This window comes from Vibrio sp. 10N.286.49.B3 (assembly GCF_002873395.1).
Classification (GTDB): Bacteria; Pseudomonadota; Gammaproteobacteria; order Enterobacterales; family Vibrionaceae; genus Vibrio.
On record NZ_MCUV01000001.1, the window covers coordinates 351,204 to 371,548 of the forward strand.

General features: G+C 41.2%; 20 protein-coding genes and 1 other annotated feature (1 of these 21 only partly in view). Of the genes, 6 read left to right on the forward strand and 14 right to left on the reverse strand.

Going from position 1 to position 20,345, the window contains the following annotated elements:
• Positions 1 to 114: 114 nt before the first annotated feature.
• The 4 genes from torA to BCU68_RS01505 form a co-directional block, all read right to left on the reverse strand.
• The gene (gene torA / locus BCU68_RS01490) at positions 115 to 2,577 is read right to left on the reverse strand and encodes a trimethylamine-N-oxide reductase TorA (RefSeq protein WP_102563008.1); all 2,463 of its coding nucleotides are present in this window, start codon (positions 2,575 to 2,577) and stop codon (positions 115 to 117) included.
• Positions 2,578 to 2,601: 24 nt separating this feature from the next.
• Entirely contained in the window at positions 2,602 to 3,783 is a 1,182-nt protein-coding gene (torC, locus tag BCU68_RS01495; RefSeq protein ID WP_102563009.1) for a pentaheme c-type cytochrome TorC, read from the reverse strand.
• Between the two features lie 44 nt (positions 3,784 to 3,827).
• On the reverse strand, positions 3,828 to 4,004 hold the full coding sequence (torE, locus tag BCU68_RS01500) for a trimethylamine N-oxide reductase system protein TorE (protein ID WP_102563010.1): 177 nt from the start codon (positions 4,002 to 4,004) through the stop codon (positions 3,828 to 3,830).
• Between the two features lie 623 nt (positions 4,005 to 4,627).
• On the reverse strand, positions 4,628 to 5,866 hold the full coding sequence (locus BCU68_RS01505; protein ID WP_102563011.1) for a hypothetical protein: 1,239 nt from the start codon (positions 5,864 to 5,866) through the stop codon (positions 4,628 to 4,630).
• Between the two features lie 298 nt (positions 5,867 to 6,164).
• On the opposite strand from BCU68_RS01505, the gene BCU68_RS01510 reads away from it, so the two are divergent.
• Together BCU68_RS01510 and BCU68_RS01515 are read left to right on the forward strand one after the other, a co-directional pair.
• Positions 6,165 to 6,398 (forward strand): TIGR02647 family protein, encoded by a 234-nt coding sequence (locus BCU68_RS01510; RefSeq protein WP_102563012.1) that lies wholly within the window; start codon positions 6,165 to 6,167, stop codon positions 6,396 to 6,398.
• 87 nt (positions 6,399 to 6,485) lie between these two features.
• Positions 6,486 to 7,370, forward strand: a complete 885-nt coding sequence (locus tag BCU68_RS01515) for an NAD(P)H-binding protein (protein WP_102563013.1) — start codon at positions 6,486 to 6,488, stop codon at positions 7,368 to 7,370.
• A 3-nt stretch (positions 7,371 to 7,373) separates the two neighbouring features.
• Here the strand turns inward: BCU68_RS01515 and BCU68_RS01520 are convergent, their stop codons facing one another.
• Positions 7,374 to 7,952 (reverse strand): thymidine kinase, encoded by a 579-nt coding sequence (locus BCU68_RS01520; RefSeq protein ID WP_102563014.1) that lies wholly within the window; start codon positions 7,950 to 7,952, stop codon positions 7,374 to 7,376.
• Positions 7,953 to 8,087: 135 nt separating this feature from the next.
• Positions 8,088 to 9,473: a cysteine--tRNA ligase gene (cysS, locus tag BCU68_RS01525; protein WP_102563015.1), complete on the reverse strand. Its 1,386-nt coding sequence runs from the start codon at positions 9,471 to 9,473 to the stop codon at positions 8,088 to 8,090.
• Positions 9,474 to 9,700: 227 nt separating this feature from the next.
• Between cysS and BCU68_RS01530 the strand changes: the two genes are divergently transcribed.
• From BCU68_RS01530 to BCU68_RS01545, 4 genes are all read left to right on the forward strand, one after another.
• A complete protein-coding gene (locus tag BCU68_RS01530) occupies positions 9,701 to 10,195 on the forward strand; it encodes a peptidylprolyl isomerase (RefSeq protein ID WP_102563016.1) in 495 nt (164 codons plus the stop codon).
• 56 nt (positions 10,196 to 10,251) lie between these two features.
• A complete protein-coding gene (lpxH, locus tag BCU68_RS01535) occupies positions 10,252 to 10,983 on the forward strand; it encodes a UDP-2,3-diacylglucosamine diphosphatase (protein WP_102563017.1) in 732 nt (243 codons plus the stop codon).
• Between the two features lie 102 nt (positions 10,984 to 11,085).
• Entirely contained in the window at positions 11,086 to 12,306 is a 1,221-nt protein-coding gene (locus BCU68_RS01540; RefSeq protein WP_102563170.1) for an EAL domain-containing protein, read from the forward strand.
• Between the two features lie 122 nt (positions 12,307 to 12,428).
• Entirely contained in the window at positions 12,429 to 12,944 is a 516-nt protein-coding gene (locus tag BCU68_RS01545) for a YchJ family protein (protein ID WP_102563018.1), read from the forward strand.
• A gap of 81 nt (positions 12,945 to 13,025) precedes the next feature.
• Here BCU68_RS01545 and hisIE read toward each other — a convergent pair whose 3' ends face one another.
• From hisIE to hisG, 8 genes are all read right to left on the reverse strand, one after another.
• Complete coding sequence (gene hisIE / locus BCU68_RS01550) at positions 13,026 to 13,676, reverse strand: bifunctional phosphoribosyl-AMP cyclohydrolase/phosphoribosyl-ATP diphosphatase HisIE (RefSeq protein ID WP_102563019.1); 651 nt, start codon at positions 13,674 to 13,676, stop codon at positions 13,026 to 13,028.
• A complete protein-coding gene (gene hisF / locus BCU68_RS01555) occupies positions 13,673 to 14,446 on the reverse strand; it encodes an imidazole glycerol phosphate synthase subunit HisF (RefSeq protein WP_102563020.1) in 774 nt (257 codons plus the stop codon). Before hisF ends, hisIE begins: the two co-directional genes overlap by 4 nt.
• Positions 14,428 to 15,165 (reverse strand): 1-(5-phosphoribosyl)-5-[(5-phosphoribosylamino)methylideneamino]imidazole-4-carboxamide isomerase, encoded by a 738-nt coding sequence (gene hisA, locus BCU68_RS01560; RefSeq protein ID WP_102563021.1) that lies wholly within the window; start codon positions 15,163 to 15,165, stop codon positions 14,428 to 14,430. The genes hisF and hisA overlap by 19 nt, the downstream gene beginning before the upstream one ends.
• Before the next feature lie 74 nt (positions 15,166 to 15,239).
• Positions 15,240 to 15,863, reverse strand: a complete 624-nt coding sequence (gene hisH, locus BCU68_RS01565; protein ID WP_102563022.1) for an imidazole glycerol phosphate synthase subunit HisH — start codon at positions 15,861 to 15,863, stop codon at positions 15,240 to 15,242.
• Complete coding sequence (gene hisB / locus BCU68_RS01570) at positions 15,863 to 16,951, reverse strand: bifunctional histidinol-phosphatase/imidazoleglycerol-phosphate dehydratase HisB (protein WP_102563023.1); 1,089 nt, start codon at positions 16,949 to 16,951, stop codon at positions 15,863 to 15,865. The genes hisH and hisB overlap by 1 nt, the downstream gene beginning before the upstream one ends.
• An 80-nt stretch (positions 16,952 to 17,031) precedes the next feature.
• Entirely contained in the window at positions 17,032 to 18,072 is a 1,041-nt protein-coding gene (gene hisC, locus BCU68_RS01575) for a histidinol-phosphate transaminase (RefSeq protein ID WP_102563024.1), read from the reverse strand.
• 10 nt (positions 18,073 to 18,082) lie between these two features.
• Entirely contained in the window at positions 18,083 to 19,384 is a 1,302-nt protein-coding gene (gene hisD / locus BCU68_RS01580) for a histidinol dehydrogenase (protein WP_102563025.1), read from the reverse strand.
• Between the two features lie 5 nt (positions 19,385 to 19,389).
• Positions 19,390 to 20,286 carry an ATP phosphoribosyltransferase gene (hisG, locus tag BCU68_RS01585; RefSeq protein WP_102563026.1) on the reverse strand — a complete coding sequence of 299 codons (897 nt, stop codon included), beginning with the start codon at positions 20,284 to 20,286 and terminating at the stop codon, positions 19,390 to 19,392.
• A gap of 57 nt (positions 20,287 to 20,343) precedes the next feature.
• Positions 20,344 to 20,345 (reverse strand) — a sequence feature (His leader region); it runs 131 nt beyond the window's last position.

The window sequence follows — 20,345 nt, forward strand, 5'->3', positions numbered from 1 at the left end:
ATAAATATTTCAAAGCATATTTACGCTAAAAAACGGCGGAAAACATCCAGTCGTTTCGATTGATATAAAAAATGCCCACCAGAGGTGAGCATTTATATCGACTAGTGTATCAACTTATACGATTTCGAGTGGTCCACCGAATGACGTAACTGGCGGTAATTCACCTGTGAACTTCTCAATATTAACCTGACATGTGTTAGCACTGGTTGCTTGAGCAAGCTCTGACGATGGAATATCCTGCGTTAAGGTGTTTGGATCACCATAGGTATCAATCGCACCCACTTTCTCGTTAAGTGGGCCATACCATGCCCCTTCTTCGATACGAACCACACCAGGTGCATAAGCATCCATAAGGACAGCACCGGCAAGAAGTTGACCACGGTCATTAAAGACACGTACCACATCCCCCTCTTTGATGCCTTTTTTCTTAGCATCTTCGGGGTTAATGTAGATCGGCTCGCGCCCTTGTACAGCATAGGTGGCACGGAACTCTTCTGATTCACACATCTGTGAGTGCAAACGCTTGTCAGGGTGACAAGATTGCAACCAGTATGGGTGTTTATCAGAACCAGGACCACCGTGAGAACGCTCCGATTTTTCAAACCACATCGGGTGCTCTTGGCAGAACTCATAGCCCATGTTACCGATGGTACGACTCGTGATTTCAATGAAGCCTGAAGGAGTACCTAGTGCATTGATCTCTGGGTCTTCACGGAATGCCGCATGACGAGTCCATGATTTACCAAGACCAAAATCTAAGTAGCCTTTCTCCCAGAACGCTTCAAACTCTGGCATATCAAACTTGCCTTCGTTTGACGCTTTACAACTGTCGTACAGTGACTTAACCCATTCCATCTCTGTCATGCCACGAGTGTAATCTTTGTCACGGCCCCAACGAGCTGTTAAGCCTGTCATGATGTCGAAGTCAGTTTTTGATTGGAACAGTGGATCAACTAACTTTTGCATCGCGATCAAACCACGACCTGAGTATGCGCCGTAACCATCAATATCGTTACGCTCAAATTGAGTACAAGCTGGCAGAACGATATCAGAGAAACGACATGTTGCAGTCCAAGCGAAATCAATCGATACAACGGTCTGAAGTGCTTTAAAGGCTTTCTTCATGTTATTGCGATCTTGATGGTGATGCCATGGGTTATTACCACTAAATACCATCATCTTAACGTCTGGCAGTGTCACAACTGAACCATTCGAATTGATTTTTTTGCCCGGCTCTAACAAGCTATCAACCCAACGTGCGACAGGAATAACACGGCTGTAACCGTTAAAGTCTTGGTTAGTGTATTTTGGTGTCTGACCTTGATCAATGTTGAGCGGGAAAGAACCCGGTGCTGCAAAGCCAGTCGCTGGTACACCAATACCTGAGTAATGGTGACCATAAGAGATACCACCACCTGGTAGACCAATTTGACCAATCATCGCCGCTAGTACAGCTGCCATCCAATAAGGTTGCTCACCGTGCTCTTGACGTTGCACACTCCAACCAACCAAGATTTGTGTACGACCATTAACTAGCATGCGAGCAAAGTCACGGATCTCTTGTGCTGATGCACCACAGATCTCAGCCGCCCATTCCGGCGTTTTCTCAACTTTATCTTTGGTTTCACCTTGAACGTACTTAATGAAATCTTCAAAGCCTAAACAATAAGTATCAATAAAGTCTTTATCATGTAGATCTTGATTGTAAAGTTCGTGAGCAACACCAAGCATAAATGGAACATCGGTATGCGGGTTGATATAACGTAAATCATTACCTAAATAACGAGCGGTTTTATTGCGCACAGGGTCAACAGAGATCACGTTGATCTCTTTGTTCGCGACTTTCTCTTTTAGCTGCTCTAAGTATGCAAACGAATCATGTGTTTCACACGTCCAACCAACTTGCAGGTTCTTAACAGGATCATTACCCCATAGAATAATATTATCACTGTTCTCAAGAATTAAATCCCAAGATGTACCTTGTGCATACACCTCTGTTGAACCTAAAACGTACGGTAAGATCGTTTGACCTGCACCTGTTGAGTAGTCACCAACTTTCTTCACCGAGTAACCATGAAGACCCGTTGCTCGTGCCATGTGGTTAGTACAGCTGTGGAACTGACCCGTTTGGCGCCAACCGGTTTGACCTGTGTGTAAAGCCCATGGACCATAATCTTTTTGAACACGCTCTAACTCACGATAGAACAGATCTAAAGCTTCGTCCCATGTCACACGTACAAAGCGGTTATTACCACGAGTGTCCGCTGAATACTTGTGCTTTTTCAGCCAATCAAGACGTACCATAGGGTAGCGAACACGTGATGGACTATAAATAATCCCTTTGATGCCGTTAAGCATCTCAGTTGGGTATTTATCTGTCTCTAGTGGCTTAATTTCTTGAACTTTACCACCCCACACTCGAGCGCGAAATGCACCCCAGTGAGAGCCAGATACTCGCCAAGTACCTTCTGTTTCAGCCGCACTAGCAGACGCCGAGGCAAGCAAGCTTGGACCAATAATAGACGCCGCACTTGTACCCGCTACACCTTTAAGAAAACTTCTTCGTGTAATTGCCATTTTTAAACTCCAATTGACGTCTTATTAGTGGTGACCTTCAGAGAAATCAGAAGAGTGTTTTTGTAGGTACTTCAATACCAACGCCTCTGTATCTGTGTCAAAGTTAACAAATGCGATCATACCGTCTAGCATCCCAACCCAACCATTAGCGCTAAAGTGCCCTTCGTCTGGTTGTGTATGACAAGTTGAACAGTTGCTTGTGTATGCTTCACCTGCTGCACTCCAAATCGGTGCAAAATCAGGAACCATAGATTCCTTCTTCATCCACAGGCTAACCGATACCTCTTCCCAAGGAAGACCCGTTAGCTCATCTTCTTTTTTCTCACCCACTTCAATGATGTCACTGGTCGCCACTTCACGCGTTAAAATAGCGGTAGAAATGTTCATACCAAAGTCTTCTTGTAGCACTCGACCAAAGCCTTTCGCCTTACGCCAACCGTCAATGTGAACTTCAATCATATCGCCTTTTTCAGCAATAATTTCAACTTGGCTTGCAGGGCTAAGCAAACCCGCTTCTACACTTGCTGTTTCATCGGTGTACAGCGGTAAGTGGCGAATAGAAACAACATCGTTACCACTTGAGTAACTCGTATTATTTGCTACTTGCTCAAGATCGCCAACAATGCCGCTAGCTGCTGCCATATCCTGTGGAAGGTGGTGAGCAATGCCTTTGTGACAATCAACACAACTCTGATCTCGTTCTGCTGCAGAACTCATTTGGATACGTGCCGTTGGAGACATAGTATCAAAATCCATAGACTCGTAGTTGTGACAGTTTTTACATTCTAGTGAACCGTTAGCAGAGAAACGATCCCACTCGTGGCGAGCTAACGCTAAACGACGAGCTTCAAATTTTTCTGGCGTATCAAGATCACCGAAAATTTGTGCAAAGACCTCTTTTGAAGCCTGCATTTTACGTGCAATTTTATCTGTCCAGTTATGTGGTACGTGACAGTCAGGGCAGGTTGCACGAACACCTGAGTTATTTTTCCAGTGAACTGTATCTTGTAATTCTTCGTATACGTTTTCACGCATAGTATGACAACTGATACAAAACTCTTCTGTATTGGTTGCTTCTAGGGCAGTGTTAAATCCTCCCCAGAAAATAACACCAGCGATAAAGCCACCCATGGTCAGTACACCTAAACTGATGTGTACTGCAGGACGCGTCATCGTCGTCCATAGTTTGGAAATAAAAGATTTCATTATTTGCTCTCTTAAAAAATGGTTACAACAAAAGGATGGCTAAATTAACCATGTACTCCTGGTGGTCCCCATACGAAAACCTGTAACGCCCAAACTAAGAAGCCGTAGCCACCTACAAATGCCACACTTAAGATAGGGAAAAGAATGACGGTAATGAATAGAAATGATTTCCACTCTAACCCACTTTTCTCACCACTTTCGATTTTGTTAACATCACTCATACATTTTGCCTATTTTGTATTTAGTAACTCAAGATTAATGCTTACTACACATCATCATTTTTAATATCTCTATTAAAAAATATTAGACTATTCTGCCCCTCAGGTTCAATCAATAACCATCGACCAGACCTTGTTAAGTAACAGTTTTTTGAGCTCATCCAGAGTTGTTAATGATTAAATTATCATGTGTAAAAACGTGACTAAATATGAAGAAATAATCTATTTTCATATTCCTTCACATATTCACATGTTAACAACATCTTCCATTAACAAACCGTCTTAAACATAACTGATAAGAGGCTTAAACCTGCATATACCACACGTAATGTTAATGCAATGTTACTTAGGAAGTACTCATATAAATATAGGCTTTGCAGATAAATTCGACACAATTATTGATTGATAATTAACATTAGGTGCGTAGGAAGGTGGCTACATTGAAAGCCCAAAAATCACATTTATGCCTTTGCATTTAGGGATGCGATTGAACAAGCAAAAGAAAAAGTGGAGTTGGAAACATGTTATCCACAATTTTTGTGGATAACATTGCTATTGATAGGATAAAAAATAGGCTCATTATTGTCATAATGAGCCTATTTAAAAATGAAGGTCTACAAGTTAAGTTATACGGCGTCATCACTCAATGATGAGGAATAAACGGTATCGTTGAGCGCTTCACCTGCTGGCTCTATGGCTAAACGATCCTCATCTAAACTCTCATTGTCATGGCTTGCATTATCGGTCTCTAAATCGAGTATTTGCTGCTTATAAGTCTCAACTTTCGCTATCTTACTTCTCAGTTGATTGGCCAACTTTTTATTTTCAGCGATTAAATTTTTAACCTGCTTCTGCAATGTTAAGGTTTGATCACTTGAATGCATTTGAGTGATCGATTCAATGATTTTTTCCTTTTGCTGCTCAACCGATAAGTTTCGATAATCTCCATTATCAATCGCTTGAGAAATCGCATAAAGTTGCTTTTCCGTATCCACAACAGCAGGCTCAAATCGATTACTACGGATGCTAATTAAAGACTCCACATCTTTTGCACGATGATGAACTCGATCCATTTCAAATTGACTAGCAGCCACGGCTTTCTCTATCAATTCAAGATCTCGTGGGTAAGCAGCAATAACATTCTGCGTTGTCAGAATACTTCTCGCTGCCTGTGCATAGCTTTCTGGTACATAATTGTCAGCATACTGCCCTTTTAATACCTGTAGCTTGGCATTAAGCGGCTTAACATACTTCTCTTTCATGACCTGAACTTCTAGTTCCTTTGCATCTTTTAAAAATTGAGTTTGCTGCTTTTCTGCTCGTGCAATATCATCGACAACAATATAGCTAAATAGGTTACGATACTGTCTATGAATTCTGCGATACGTACGGTTAAAAATAGACTGTGCTTCTATCCTATCCAAATACTCCATTTGCGATATCGCATCAGCTAAAATCACATCCGCCTTCTGTTTAAGCTCAACAATGGCATGATAGTTTTGTTCTACTATCGTCAAACGGTCATTAAACGCTTGTTGGTAGGTTTCATTGGAAAAAATAGAGTAGTTAGACGCTACTTTTTCAGGGTTACTTTGCAGATCGGTATAAATGGATTGGCTACTTTTCCAAGCCGACATCAACTCATGATAATTTTCTGGGGCATAGATTTCTAACTCATCAACGGTCGATAGCTTTGCTGCCCAATGATCATGCAGATCGATCACTTGTTGGTTCGCAGCATTTTGTATATTATCTTGTTCTAACTGCACCGCTAACTCACTGCTGCTCATTTCCTTCGGAGTACTTTGGCAGCCAATTAAACCAAGCAGCATACTCATTAGTACGGTTATATGTATTAGCTTCATGTCTAATTCCTAAAAAACAATCCCTATTTAAACTTTAAATGCAGTTTAGATAATGAAAAACATCCCTTTTTTATCTAAACGAATGAAGAAGGTTAACTATAAATCATCAGCTTTAAAAATCACATCACTAACGTAGTTATATGAATGAAAAATTACTTTAATATTACAAATCGCTTAAAAGTCGTATAATTTAGCACCAATTAGGGTATAGGTAACACTTTGCTGAGATTATCATTGCGGTAAAATCACACTCGCACTATGGTGAATTTAAAGCAAATGAATAATACAAGGTGCATGAATGAAATACACAACACAAAATATTGCCGAACTGAACCTACTACTTCAATTTGATTTAAGCAGCGCTGCTACTGGCATCAAAGTTCACCAAGATGCTGCACCAGAAGTGTTAGATGCTGTAAAAAGCTTATATAGCAAAGGGCTTTGTACCATGCCAGATGGTGGCTACCTAACCGATGAAGGTATTGTCGTTGCTGAACATGCTGACCGAGTTATACGTATACTCAGCGCATAGTTTTACTTAGCTATAGTGGGAGGAAATAGCTTCCTCTCATTTATCTGCTCGCAACAAATTAACACTTCCCTTCTAGAGGCATACAACATGGCTGTCATCACAATTATTGGGGCTGGATGGCTAGGTAAGCCTCTCGCTGACTCTTTAGTCGACCTCAACCATATCGTTTATGCCAGTCATACCACACCGCCTCTTTTGCAAAATTCCACCGGTGATACTGCTATTATTCACTACTTCCAATGTCAATTAGTCGGTGACAAGGTAAGCGCTCAGTCAGACTCAGTGCTAACGTTAGCCCAACAATTCAAGCAACAACAGTGTGATGTGGTCATCGGATGCTTTCCGCCAGGCTTTCGTCGTGGTAACAGTGAACAATATCAGCATTATTGGCAACAACTGACACTTGCGGCTCAACAAGCCAACGTTAAAAAAATTATTATGGTGAGCTCTACAACGGTTTACCCTAACCAAGCACTGCCTATGAGCGAAGACAAAGCGTCATTGGAGCAAGTCCATAACGGTGGTGATATGTTTTCAGATAACGCACGTATCATGCTGCAAGCTGAGCAGTACGTTATTGATTCAGCTATCGACTACGTCATTGTACGTTGCAGCGGTCTTATTGGTCCAAACCGCCACCCCGCTCGCTTTGTGGCAAAACTGAAGCAAGTGAGTACGCTCGCTCCAGCTAATATGCTTCTCCTTAATGATGCTATTGGTATTTTAAACTTTGCCATCACGCATATACATAATGATGTGATTAACGCCACTACCCCGAACACCGTTGATAAAGCACACTTTTACCAAGCTGCATTAGACACTATGGGGTTAGACAACGCTTTACCCAAGCAAGTTGCTCAAGCCGATAAAAAAATTGTCGCCGAGAAAATCCAAAGCCTAGGCTATGAATTTATTTATCAGCATACGCTTGATGCCGTTATGGATTTACCAAAAATATTGGATATGAATTAAAGCCTATTTGCCTAATGCTTCTTTATAGTGCTGACGACAAGCGGATACATATTTATCATTGCCACCGATTGCAACCTGATCGCCTTCAGAAATTGCTACGCCATGCTCATCAGTGCGAATCACCATATTGGCTTTACGTCCACAATGACAAATAGTTTTCAATTCAACTAGCTTATCAGCCCACGAAAGCAAATATTTACTACCTTCAAAAAGCTCGCCGAGAAAGTCTGTACGTAAGCCATAACAAAGCACTGGGATACGCAGTTTATCCACCACTTCTGTTAGTTGGTACACTTGATCTTTGGATAAAAACTGGCACTCATCAACGAGAACACAATGCAGTTTTTGATCTTGGTTTAATAGCGTAATTTCATGGAAAAGATCCGTTTCCTCGGCAAATAATTGCGCCTCAGATTGCAAGCCAATACGAGAACTCACCTTTCCTACACCGTAGCGATTATCTAACGCTGCAGTAAAGATAACGGGGTTCATACCACGCTCTTGATAGTTAAAAGAAGATTGAAGTAATGTCGTTGACTTACCTGCATTCATTGCAGAGTAATAAAAATACATCTGAGCCAAGGGAGAAGATCCTGTGGTTAATAATAAAACTCAACCCAGATATTGAATTCCTTTTTAGCAAAAGGGATATCTGGGTTGTTATACATTTGGCTTATACCAAATAATGTCTGACGCTTACGCCATTAATCTAGAAGATTATTTTTTACGCCAAGTCGTTCCTTCAGCGCCATCTTCCAGTTCAATGCCCATCTCATTAAGCTTATCACGCGCTAGATCGGCATTTGCCCAATCTTTTGCAGCACGCGAATCATTACGCAGCTTAATCAATGCTTCAATTTCTGCCACTTCATCATCATTTCCAACAGCCTCACCTTTTAGGAAAGATTCTGGGTCTTGATGAAGAATACCGATGATATCAGCAAGCTCACGCATCAAGGCACCAAGTGCACTCGCTTTTTCAACGCTTTCAACTTTAATACGGTTAATATCACGAGCCATATCAAATAGAACTGAGTACGCTTCTGGTGTATTAAAGTCATCATTCATCGCTGTAGCAAAACGAGTCACATACTCATCACCGCCCGCTGGTGCTGCGGTTAAATCTAGACCACGCAAAGAAGTGTAAAGGCGCTCTAACGAAGCACGCGCTTGAGTTAAATTCTCTTCGCTGTAGTTTAGTTGGCTACGGTAATGCCCAGACATTAAGAAGTAGCGTACTGTTTCTGGATCGTAGTGACCTAATACATCACGGATAGTAAAGAAGTTACCTAAAGATTTAGACATTTTCTCTCTATCGACCATTACCATGCCACTGTGCATCCAGGTATTCACATATTGAGTACCGTGTGCGCAGCATGATTGTGCGATTTCATTTTCGTGGTGTGGGAACTGTAAATCAGAACCACCACCATGAATATCGAAGTGATTGCCTAAGATTGAAGAGTTCATTGCAGAACATTCAATGTGCCAACCAGGGCGACCTGGACCCCAAGGTGATTCCCATGTTGGTTCACCTGGTTTTGACATTTTCCATAAAACAAAATCAAGAGGGCTACGCTTAGCACTTTCGATATCAACACGAGCACCTGCTTGTAGCTGATCAAGATCTTGCTTAGACAGTTTGCCATATTCATCAAACTTGCTTACTTCAAACATCACATCGCCATTGCTCGCAACATAAGCAAAGCCACGTTCAATCAATGTCTCGACTAAAGCAACAATCTCTTCGATATAGTCTGTCGCACGCGGCTCAACATCTGGGCGTTGCATATTTAAAGCATCAAAGTCAGCATGCATTTCAGCAATTAAACGCTCTGTTAATGCTTCACATGACTCACCATTTTCAGCGGCACGCTTGATGATTTTATCATCGATATCCGTGATATTACGTACGAAGTTCAGATCATAACCTAAGTAGCGCAAGTAACGAGATACCACATCGAATGATACAAAGGTACGACCATGGCCAATATGACAGAGATCGTAAATGGTTACCCCACAGACATACATGCCGACTTTGCCAGCAGTAATTGGTTTAAATTCCTCTTTTTGTCTTGTGAGTGTGTTATATATTTTTAACATGATCTCTATCTATTCAGTAAGTAAACAAAACTAATTATGAGTATATCAACTCATGAGTTTTAAGGTAATACCATTTCTATCCAAATGCTTTAAATATGCTCATTAATCCCTTAAATAAACCGTCTACTAGCAAACTTCTGATACGGAAAACCATTTCGTCATTTGAAAGTACATCAACTTAGGCTAGAATCCGCATTCATACTGAAAATATAAATAAGGTAACAATCATGATCATCCTTCACACTAATTTTGGTGACATCAAAGTTCAACTAAACGAAGAAAAAGCACCAGCAACAAGTGCTAACTTCCTACAGTACTGTCGTGACGGTTTTTACGATAATACCCTTTTCCACCGCGTTATCGATGGTTTCATGGTTCAAGGCGGCGGCATGACTTCTGGCCTTAAAGAGAAAGCATCACGTGCAACAATCAAAAATGAAGCAAACAATGGCCTAAGCAACAAAGTTGGCACATTAGCGATGGCACGTACTATGGAACCGCATTCAGCAAGTTCTCAGTTCTTCATCAACGTAAACAACAACACATTCCTTGATTTCCGTTCAGAAAGCCTAGATGGTTGGGGTTACTGTGTATTCGCTGAAGTTGTTGAAGGCATGGATATCGTAAACAAAATTAAAGGTGTAAGCACTGGTACTATGGGCATGCACCAAGATGTTCCACTAGAAGAAGTGATCATCACTGGCACAACTATCGAAGCTTAATCGCTGATAGTCACAAAAAGGATTTTGGGGAGCTGCGTGCTCCCCTATTTATATCAATGACTACATTATTTATCGCAGATCTACACTTAACCCCTTCTCGCCCTGATATTACAGAGTGCTTTTTACGCTTTATGCAAGAAGAAGCCCCTCATGCTGATGCCTTGTATGTCTTAGGGGATTTATTTGAGTTTTGGATTGGTGACGATGACCGCTCTGATTTCTCACAACAGATTAAACACACATTTAAAACGCTCGTTGATAGTGGTGTACCGTGTTTCTTTACTCAAGGTAATCGTGACTTTTTAATCGGTAAACGTTTTAGCAAAGAGACAGGCGTCACTTTACTTGATGAAACAAGCATTATTGATTTATATGGCTCAAAAGCAGTAGTTTTACACGGCGATACTTTATGCACCGATGATGTAAAATATTTAGCTTATCGTCAAAAGGTACATCAGCCTTGGTTACAATGGGTTTTCAACCGAATTCCATTTTTTATTAAAAAGAAAATAGTCTCGCGTGTACAAAGCGATATTCAACAAGAAAAACAAACAAAATCCATCGATATTATGGATGTCAATCAACAAGAAGTTGACCGCGTTTTAGCAACATATAATGTCGATTTAATGATTCATGGTCACACTCACCGCCCTAATGTTCATACCATCCATACCTCCACTGGTGATAAAACACGCATTGTATTGGGTGATTGGTATAGCCAAGGATCAATTTTAGTCGCAACACGAGATGGTCAGTGGCTAGAAAATAGACCATTTAAAGAAAAATAACCAAATTTAGCGTAAATGATTAAAAAATAAGAGCTATCGCATAGAAATATTCTCTAATTTCGTTATTATTTAATGATTATATTTAACGAATGTTCGGTTATTTTGAAGTATTCTTACGTAGCACGCCAACCAATTTTAGACCGCGAAAAAAAGACGATTGGCTATGAGTTACTATTTCGGGATGGCCCTAAAAATACCTTCCCAGAAATAGAACCTGAGCTTGCCACTAGCCGTTTACTTTGTGATCATTTTTTATCTATTCACTACAGCACACTGGGTAATAAACTCGGCTTTGTGAACTTTCCTTATAAAAGCTTAATCACTTTAGTTCCGACCTTATTTCCTAAAGAGCAGTTAGTCATAGAAGTTTTAGAAGACTGCCCTCCTACGGATGAACTTTTACTCGCGATTAAAAAACTTTTTGATGCTGGGTATACCATCGCATTAGATGACTTTATTCCCAATAAAGCATGGCGACGTTTCTTACCTTACATCGCTATTATTAAGTTTGATATCCGCTTGGTTCCTATTAATAAGTCGGCTATTTTTATTCAGCGTCTAGCACAATATGATATTAAATTTATTGCCGAAAAAGTAGAAACCTATCAAGAGTATGAGCAAGCTAAAACCGCTGGGTTTGATTACTTTCAAGGTTACTTCTTTAGTAAGCCAGAGATGATACAGCGACGTGCTTTGAATCCAGCATCACTGACTATATTTCAGCTGTGTAAAGAAATATCCAATGATCCGATCAATTTCACTGAGGTTGAAAGGTTGGTTTCATTAGATATGACACTTTCATTTAAGTTGCTTACTTATGTCAATGCAACCGTCTCAATTCGAGCAAAAATAAAATCATTTCGCCAAGCTCTCGTCTATTTAGGTGAGCAAAGATTGCGTCAATTTATATCGCTTGTTGCGATTGCTTCGGTTGATAATGATAAGCCTGACTCACTGTATGGTTTAGCGGTTCAGCGAGCTCGATTATGTGAATTACTTGATGCTAATCTTCCCACTCATATTAAAGGGCAAGCATTCCTGACTGGGTTATTTTCTTTGTTGGACTCGTTATTAGATCAACCTTTAGCGGTGATCCTTGAGTCCGTTCCTATTGACGAAGAGATAAAAGCGGCATTGACTAATAATGAGGGGGTGTTAGGTCAGTTACTTGCTCTTGTTCTTGCTTATGAAAAAGCAGAATGGGAAACGGTGATTGCATTACGTGAATCACTAGGGTTAAGTGAGCAAAATCTCGCTCAAGCTTATGATAATGCAATGGTATGGTCACAAGAGTTGCTCACCCCAGAACTCGCGGTGTCATAGCAAACTTAACGATAACAAGGCGACCTTCTGTGCTAAACCAGCCTACTACGCTGGTTTTTTATTGCATGCTACCTTTGTTTCAATAACAATACTTTTCTTTTGCCTCACTCATAGGGTGCACTATGTTAATTTGTCCATGTGGTTCAAATAAAACCTATCCAGACTGTTGTGAAATTGCTCACCAGAATCATGCTGCTGTTACATCGCCAGAACAACTTATGCGTTCGCGTTATAGTGCCCATGTCCTTGGTTTGGTTGATTACGTTATCAAGACTTATCACCCAAGTTGTCATGCTGAGTCTGAGCGTGAAGGGATTGCAGATTCTGTCAATAGTGATTGGCAAAAGTTAGAAATTGTTGCGACTCAACCAGGTGAGCATGCTCAAGAAGGTTTTGTTGAATTTAATGCTTATCTTAATGATAACGGGCAAGAATTTTGTTTAAGTGAAAAGTCGCGCTTTATTCAAGAAGATAACTTATGGTTTTACATCGATGGAGTTTTCCCTGATCAACAAAATGAAAGTAGCGACATAGTGACTGATCAAAGATTAACTCAATCTATAGAGAGCTTAAAAGTAGGTCGCAATGATCCCTGCATTTGTGGCAGCGGTAAAAAATTTAAGAAGTGTTGCGGTTAAAACACATTAAAAAGCCAGCAACTTGCGTTACTGGCTTACTTAAAATCGTCAATCTATTTTAGGCGAGACCGAGTATTAATGTTACTGGTGTCTTTCCTTTAGCTTATTAATGACATCGTTCATCGATAAGCCTTGATCTTGCAACAGTACCATCAGGTGATACATTAAATCAGCTGACTCACAAACTAGTTCCGCCTTATCACCCGACGTCGCTGCAAGCGCGACTTCAACCCCTTCTTCGCCCACTTTCTGCGAAATACGCTTGGTGCCACGGGCGTACAAACTGGCGGTATAAGAAGAGTCAGGATCGGCATTTTTTCTTGCAGCCAAAAGCTGTTCAAGTTGATGAAGCCACACCATTTGACTCTCTTCTTGCTGATCGTTATCCCAACAAGTTGTTGACCCTGTGTGACAGGTAGGACCAATAGGCTCCACTTTAACCAGCAGAGTATCGTTATCGCAATCTAGAGCCATATTTTTAAGCTGTAAAACATTCCCAGAGGTTTCCCCTTTCGTCCATAAGCGTTGCTTAGTGCGAGAAAAGAAGGTTACTTGACCTGTGGTAATCGTCTTATCTAATGCTGCAGGGTCCATATAACCGAGCATTAGAACTTGGCTCGACTGAAAATCTTGTACCACAGCGGGAATCAATCCCTCTGTTTTTTGCCAATCAATACGAGCAGAAAGTGCCGCAACATCCTGTACATCTGACGGTTTATTTATTTCGCTCATAAACGTATCTCCACGCCTTGTTGTTTTAAATACTGTTTTAACTCACCAATGTTTATGATCTGTTTATGAAAAACAGAAGCCGCAAGCGCTCCATCAACATTCGTTTGCTGGTAAGCATCGGCAAAGTGAACCATTTCACCAGCGCCACCAGAAGCAATCAAGGGCACATGACAAACTTCACGAACCATATTAAGTTGCTCAATATCATAGCCATTACGCACGCCATCTTGGTTCATCATATTTAATACAATTTCACCTGCGCCGCGTTTTTGTACCTCTTCAACCCAATCTTTGGTTTCCCATTTGGTCGCTTTAGTACGCTCTTCATCACCGGTAAATTGATAGACTTGGTACTTTCCTGTCTCTTTATCAAAATATGAGTCAATTCCAACTACGATACATTGCACACCAAACTTATCGGCAAGTTCAGTAATCAACTCTGGATTGGCTAAAGCGGGAGAGTTAATCGACACTTTATCTGCGCCAAACTCTAAAATTTTCGCCGCATCATCCGCCGTTTTTATGCCACCAGCAACGCAGAAAGGAATATCGATAACTTCAGCAACACGTGCAACCCAACTTTTATCTACAACACGCCCATCGCTTGAAGCCGTAATATCATAGAAAACCAGTTCATCCGCCCCTTCTTCCGCATAACGCTGCGCTAGAGGGACAATATCACCAATAATTTCATGGTTACGAAATTGAACACCTTTTACTACTTGGCCATCTTTTACATCCAGGCAAGGAATTATTCGCTTAGCCAACATGAAAATGCCTCCTCTGCCGTAAATTTACCATCTAGTAAAGCACGACCAACGATAACGCCAGCAACACCAGATCCTTTTAGTGCTGCAATATCATCAAGTGATCCAATACCGCCAGAGGATTGAAACTGTACTTGTGGGTACTGCTTACAAAGGTCGATATAAAGCTCAACGTTAGAACCTTGTAATGTGCCGTCTCGCGAAATATCAGTACATAACACGTGCTTAAGCCCTACCGTAAGGTAATCATTGATCAATGCTTCAATGGTGACACCTGAATCTTCTTGCCAGCCAGAAATGGCCACTTTACGTACGCCACTTTCATCGATGTTGATATCTAGCGCTAAGACAATTTTCTCTGCGCCATACTTTTCCATCCAACCTTTAACTCGCTCTGGTTGCTTCACTGCAGTAGAGCCAACAACCACACGTTGAGCACCTGCATCTAATAAGTCAACAACATCTTGCTCAGTGCGCACACCACCACCAATTTGAATATTAGCAGGTGTACTTGCTAGCAAAGTCGCGATCAAATCTAATTGACGTGCTGTGGTATCTTTTGCCCCAGTTAAATCAACTAAGTGCAGCCAGTTCGCGCCAGCTTGATGGTACAAATTAAACTGCTCAGCTGGATCAACTTTATATTCTGTTACTTGTCCATAATCGCCTTGAAATAGACGTACAACCTGACCTTCAATAAGATCTAATGCTGGGATAATCATGTTAATTCCTTTTAATCGATAAGCACTTTTGGGCTACTTACCGTTTGTAATACCAATGCTACTTAATCATAAAACTATAATTCTAAGAAGTTTTTGATTAACTGTGAGCCAACTTTACTTGAGCGTTCTGGGTGAAACTGAACGCCATAATAATTGCCAGCTTGTAGTGCTGCAGTAAATGGTTGACCATATTCACAAGATGCGATGGTAAAATCACCGACTTGCATACCAAAGCTGTGCACAAAATAGAAGTAGCTCTCGCAAGGAATATCTTTAAACAAAGGATGCTCAGCTTGAGGTTTAATTGTATTCCAGCCCATATGAGGCAGAGGTAAATCACCCGTTTCAAGCTTACGAACCTCTCCCTCACAAAGACCCAAACACTCAACGATTTGATCTGCTTTTTGCCCTTTTTCTTCTGATATTTTACCTAGCAGTTGCATACCTAAACAAATACCTAAAAGTGGCTTCTCAACTTGTTTTACTAAGTCGATCAGGTTTCGCTCAGTCAAGTTGTTCATCGCTTCACTTGCCGTCCCTACACCGGGTAGAAACAGCTTATCGGCAGCAAGAACGATTTGTGCATCTTTGCTTATTACGACGTCGTAACCTAGACGCTCAATGGCAAATTTAACGGAGGATACGTTTGAACATCCGGTATCAATAATGACAACTTTTTGCGCAGATAATTCTTCCATTACAGTACACCTTTTGAACTTGGTAGCTCATTACCTTCCACTTTTACCGCTTGACGTAGTGTGCGACCAAAGGCTTTAAATAGGCTTTCAATAATATGGTGATCGTTATTACCTGACGATGAAAGGTGCAACGTACAGGCTAAGGTATCCGTCAACGAGCGGAAAAAGTGAACGACCATTTCTGTCGATAAATCACCAACTTGTTCACGGCTAAATTCAGCTTCGAACTTTAAGTAAGGGCGGCCTGATAGGTCTAATCCACACTGCGCTAAACACTCATCCATTGGTAAGCTAAAGCCAAAGCGACCAATACCACGTTTATCCCCTAGTGCTTCTTTTAATGCTTCACCTAGTGCTAATGCAGTATCTTCAATCGTGTGGTGATCATCGATATGCAGATCGCCATCAACGGAGATATTCATTTGGAAACCACCATGAGTCGCGATTTGATCCAGCATATGGTCGAAGAAACCTAAGCCAGTAGTAATGCTATTGCCGCCCTGCTCATCTAAGTTTACTGCAACACGAATATCGGTTTCTTTCGTCGTGCGGACCACGGTTGCTGTGCGTGCGTTAATGGTTAAATCTTTTACAATTTGTGGCCAGTTTAATGTCTCAGGATTATCACTCGCTGGTCCGTATTTGATTCCACGAATCGCCATGTTTTCAGCTAATTGTAGATCGGTAGGTCGATCGCCAATCACAACAGAGTGTTGGAAATCTACTTTGCCACTTTGTAGATACTCTTTAACCATTCCAAGTTTCGGTTTACGACATGAACAATTATCTTCATCAAAGTGTGGGCAAATAAGTACATCATCAAACTTAACGCCTTGTGATGTGAAGAAGTCCATCATCATATTATGTGGTGCATCAAAATCGGCTTGAGGGTAACTGGCTGTCCCTAAACCATCTTGATTCGTCACCATAACTAACCGATAGCCTGCATCTTGAAGGGCTAATAAACTTGGAATAACGAGAGGTTCAAATTTTAATTTATCTAAACGGTCAACTTGAAAATCAACTGGAGGCTCAACAATTAAGGTGCCATCACGATCGATAAATAGAATTTTTTGTTGATTACTCACAGAAGTATCCTTTTCTTAGTCTCTGTACCAAGTTCTATCAATGCATTTAGCAAAGAATAAAACTTGGTATCATTTTTAATTTATAAATAGTAGTTTCGAATAAACTCGAGTGTTTTCTCACACTCTTGACGGTTACCGATACTAATACGTACACAATTTTCTATTGGCGAATTGCGTAATATAATGCCGCTATCCCAAGCCGCTTTAAACAGAGCATCACCATCTGGAAACTGAACCAATAAGTAATTACCGTATCCATCAAATACTGTGACCGCATTTAATTGTGCTAATGCTGCTTGTAAGTAATCTCGGTTATCACTTAATTCAGCCAATTGCTGATTCATTCGCGCTAACCCAGTTGCCGATAAAGCTTGCGTTGCTATTTCGGTCACTGGCAATGGCACAGGATAAGGCGCAATAACTTTCAGCAAAACATCAATCAATTCTTTATTAGCCAGCGTAAACCCACATCGTAACCCAGCTAGTGCAAAGGCTTTTGATAGGGTTCGTAAAATAGCTAAGTTAGGGTAACGCGCTAATAAATCAACCGTTGAAGCTTGCATACAAAAATCAATATAGGCTTCATCCATCACTACAATTGCGCGATCCTTGGTCATTTCTAATAACGTTATAATATCTTCTCGTGCCACCAAGTTCCCAGTTGGGTTATTCGGGCTGCACACAAAAACTAATTTAACATTATCTAACTGAGCTTCAATTGACGGTAAATTCAGTTGCCAGTCACTGGTTAACGGTGCTGTTTTTATTTCAACACCAATGGTTTCTGCACTAATTGAATACATACCATACGTAGGAGGGCAATATAGAATTGCATCTTCATTTGGCTCACAGAAGGCACGAATCAATAACTCAATCCCTTCATCAGCACCACGCGAAGTAAGCACCTGCTCTGGTTTGACACTAGCATAAGCAGCATAACCATTAATTAATGAGTCTGGCTGACATTCACTGTAGCGATTTAAGCGCGTCAAATTCAGCTGATATTCGTTATCATACGGCGATTCATTGGCATTTAGCCACACATCCCCACTACCACCAATGCGACGAGCAGAAAGGTATGGTGTTAATGCTTGCACTTTTTTACGTGCTAATTTTTCCATTACCTTCCCCTTATTGATTATCCATTTGCGCCAATTTGTCGATACGAATAGTGACCGCTCGCTTATGCGCATCCAAACCTTCAGCATCAGCCATAGTGACGACTGTCGGGGCTAAATTTCTCAAACCATCGGCACTCAACTCTTGCACTGTCATGCGTTTTGAAAAGTCCGCTAAGCCTAAACTAGAGTAGGTTTTTGTATAGCCATAAGTTGGTAGCACATGGTTAGTCCCCGATGCGTAATCACCGGCTGACTCTGGTGACCAATCCCCTAAGAAAATTGAGCCTGCATTATCAAGTAATGGTAATAACTCTCTTGGGTTTTGAGTCTGTACAATAAGGTGCTCTGGGCCGTAATAGTTAGAAATTGCGATACTTTGCGTTACGGAGTCTGCAACAATTATCAAGCTAGATGCCAATGCCTGTTGAGCAATGTCTGCTCGTGAAAGTTGTTGCAGTTGCTTTTTAACACAATCTGTCACTTTATCGGCCATCACAATCGATGGTGTGACTAATACGACCTGTGAGTCTGGTCCGTGCTCAGCTTGACTTAATAGGTCAGCAGCAACAAAATCAGGATCAGCACTGTCATCAGCAATGACAAGTACTTCGGATGGTCCTGCTGGCATATCAATCGCCGCACCGCGAAAATCATTGCTTACTTGACGTTTAGCTTCGGTAACATAAGCGTTACCTGGGCCAAAGATCTTATCCACTTTTACGACAGTCTCAGTGCCATACGCCATTGCAGCAACGGCTTGACCACCACCGACATTGTAGACTTCATCAATATTACACAGTTTTGCGACGTATAAAATTTCATCGGCAATCGGCGGCGGTGAACAAAGCACAACTTTACGACACCCTGCTATTTGTGATGGCACACCAAGCATTAATACCGTCGAAGGTAAAGGCGCACTGCCACCAGGGATATACAAGCCGACAGTGTTAATCGGGCGTGTCACTTGCTCACACATTACGCCTGGTTGCGTCTCAACCTTAATCCCTTGAGGTTTTTGAGCTTGGTGGAATTTCGCAATGTTTTGATAAGCTTGCTCTAGAGCTTGCTTCATTTCCGAGCTTAGACGCTGTGCAGCTTGATCAATTTCTTCATCAGTAACACGAATTGATTTAGGGGTTACTTTATCAAACTTTTCTGTTAGCTCAGTTAGCGCTTTATCACCGCTTTGACGAACTTGCTGGATAACATCAGCAACCGCTGCGGTAATATTTGCCCCTTCAGTAATAGCAGGACGCTCTAAGACAGCATCTTGCTGTGATTCACTTAATGATGACCATACCAGAGTTCTCATTGGCTTTACCCCATCATTTTTTCAATTGGCAGCACAAGAATAGAGCTTGCACCTAGCTCTTTTAGTTGCTCCATTGTTTCCCAAAACAGATTTTCAGTACTCACTAAGTGAACAGCCACTTTATCTTGATCGCTCGCCAGTGGTAGTACTGTTGGATCTTCTGCTCCTGGTAGGAGCGCTTTAATCTGCTCTAGCTTATCGGTTGGTGCGTGCAACATGATGTACTTTGATTCTTTAGCTTGTTGAACGCCCTGCATGCGAGTCAGCAGCTTTTCAATCAAAGCCTCTTTATCTGCATCAAATTCACCATCACGTTGGATTAGCGTCGCTTTTGATTGGAAAATAACTTCTACTTCTTTCAAGCCATTCGCTTCTAGCGTAGCACCTGTTGATACTAAATCAGCAATAGCATCAGATAGACCTGCACGCGGTGCAACTTCAACAGAACCCGTTAGCATACAAACGCTAAAGTCTACACCTTGCTCATCCATATAGCTCTTTAGCAACTGAGGATAAGTCGTTGCGATACGCTTACCAGCTAAATCTTGTGGTCCGTTGTACTCATCACCTTTATTAATCGCAATCGATAGGCGACAGCCACCAAAATCTAAACGACGTAATGTTGTAAATTTATTAGGTTCGTTGCTTGCTTGACGATCAAGACGAACTTCTTCCAGTTCATTTTCACCAATAAAGCCTAAGTCAACGACACCATCCATGATCAAACCAGGGATATCATCATCACGAACCAACAGTAAATCAATTGGCATATTTTCTGAATGAACCACCAAACGCTCGCCCATGACGGTGAACTTTACACCACATTTTTTAAGTAAGTCCTGACACTCTTTGCTCAAGCGACCTTTTTTTTGAATAGCAATTCTTAGGCGTTGTGTTTGCATGACATTTTCCCTGTGCGCTAGTAAATATATTATGTTGGTTTAATTAAACATCTTAAAAT

What these genes read in the sequence shown, in the direction of transcription:
- torA (WP_102563008.1), bottom strand. Translation starts at nt 2,577, where the DNA reads ATGGCAATTACACGAAGAAGTTTTCTTAAAGGTGTAGCGGGTACAAGT.
- torC (WP_102563009.1), bottom strand. Translation starts at nt 3,783, where the DNA reads ATGAAATCTTTTATTTCCAAACTATGGACGACGATGACGCGTCCTGCA.
- torE (WP_102563010.1), bottom strand. Translation starts at nt 4,004, where the DNA reads ATGAGTGATGTTAACAAAATCGAAAGTGGTGAGAAAAGTGGGTTAGAG.
- BCU68_RS01505 (WP_102563011.1), bottom strand. Translation starts at nt 5,866, where the DNA reads ATGAAGCTAATACATATAACCGTACTAATGAGTATGCTGCTTGGTTTA.
- BCU68_RS01510 (WP_102563012.1), top strand. Translation starts at nt 6,165, where the DNA reads ATGAAATACACAACACAAAATATTGCCGAACTGAACCTACTACTTCAA.
- BCU68_RS01515 (WP_102563013.1), top strand. Translation starts at nt 6,486, where the DNA reads ATGGCTGTCATCACAATTATTGGGGCTGGATGGCTAGGTAAGCCTCTC.
- cysS (WP_102563015.1), bottom strand. Translation starts at nt 9,473, where the DNA reads ATGTTAAAAATATATAACACACTCACAAGACAAAAAGAGGAATTTAAA.
- BCU68_RS01530 (WP_102563016.1), top strand. Translation starts at nt 9,701, where the DNA reads ATGATCATCCTTCACACTAATTTTGGTGACATCAAAGTTCAACTAAAC.
- lpxH (WP_102563017.1), top strand. Translation starts at nt 10,252, where the DNA reads ATGACTACATTATTTATCGCAGATCTACACTTAACCCCTTCTCGCCCT.
- BCU68_RS01545 (WP_102563018.1), top strand. Translation starts at nt 12,429, where the DNA reads ATGTTAATTTGTCCATGTGGTTCAAATAAAACCTATCCAGACTGTTGT.
- hisIE (WP_102563019.1), bottom strand. Translation starts at nt 13,676, where the DNA reads ATGAGCGAAATAAATAAACCGTCAGATGTACAGGATGTTGCGGCACTT.
- hisF (WP_102563020.1), bottom strand. Translation starts at nt 14,446, where the DNA reads ATGTTGGCTAAGCGAATAATTCCTTGCCTGGATGTAAAAGATGGCCAA.
- hisA (WP_102563021.1), bottom strand. Translation starts at nt 15,165, where the DNA reads ATGATTATCCCAGCATTAGATCTTATTGAAGGTCAGGTTGTACGTCTA.
- hisH (WP_102563022.1), bottom strand. Translation starts at nt 15,863, where the DNA reads ATGGAAGAATTATCTGCGCAAAAAGTTGTCATTATTGATACCGGATGT.
- hisC (WP_102563024.1), bottom strand. Translation starts at nt 18,072, where the DNA reads ATGGAAAAATTAGCACGTAAAAAAGTGCAAGCATTAACACCATACCTT.
- hisD (WP_102563025.1), bottom strand. Translation starts at nt 19,384, where the DNA reads ATGAGAACTCTGGTATGGTCATCATTAAGTGAATCACAGCAAGATGCT.
- hisG (WP_102563026.1), bottom strand. Translation starts at nt 20,286, where the DNA reads ATGCAAACACAACGCCTAAGAATTGCTATTCAAAAAAAAGGTCGCTTG.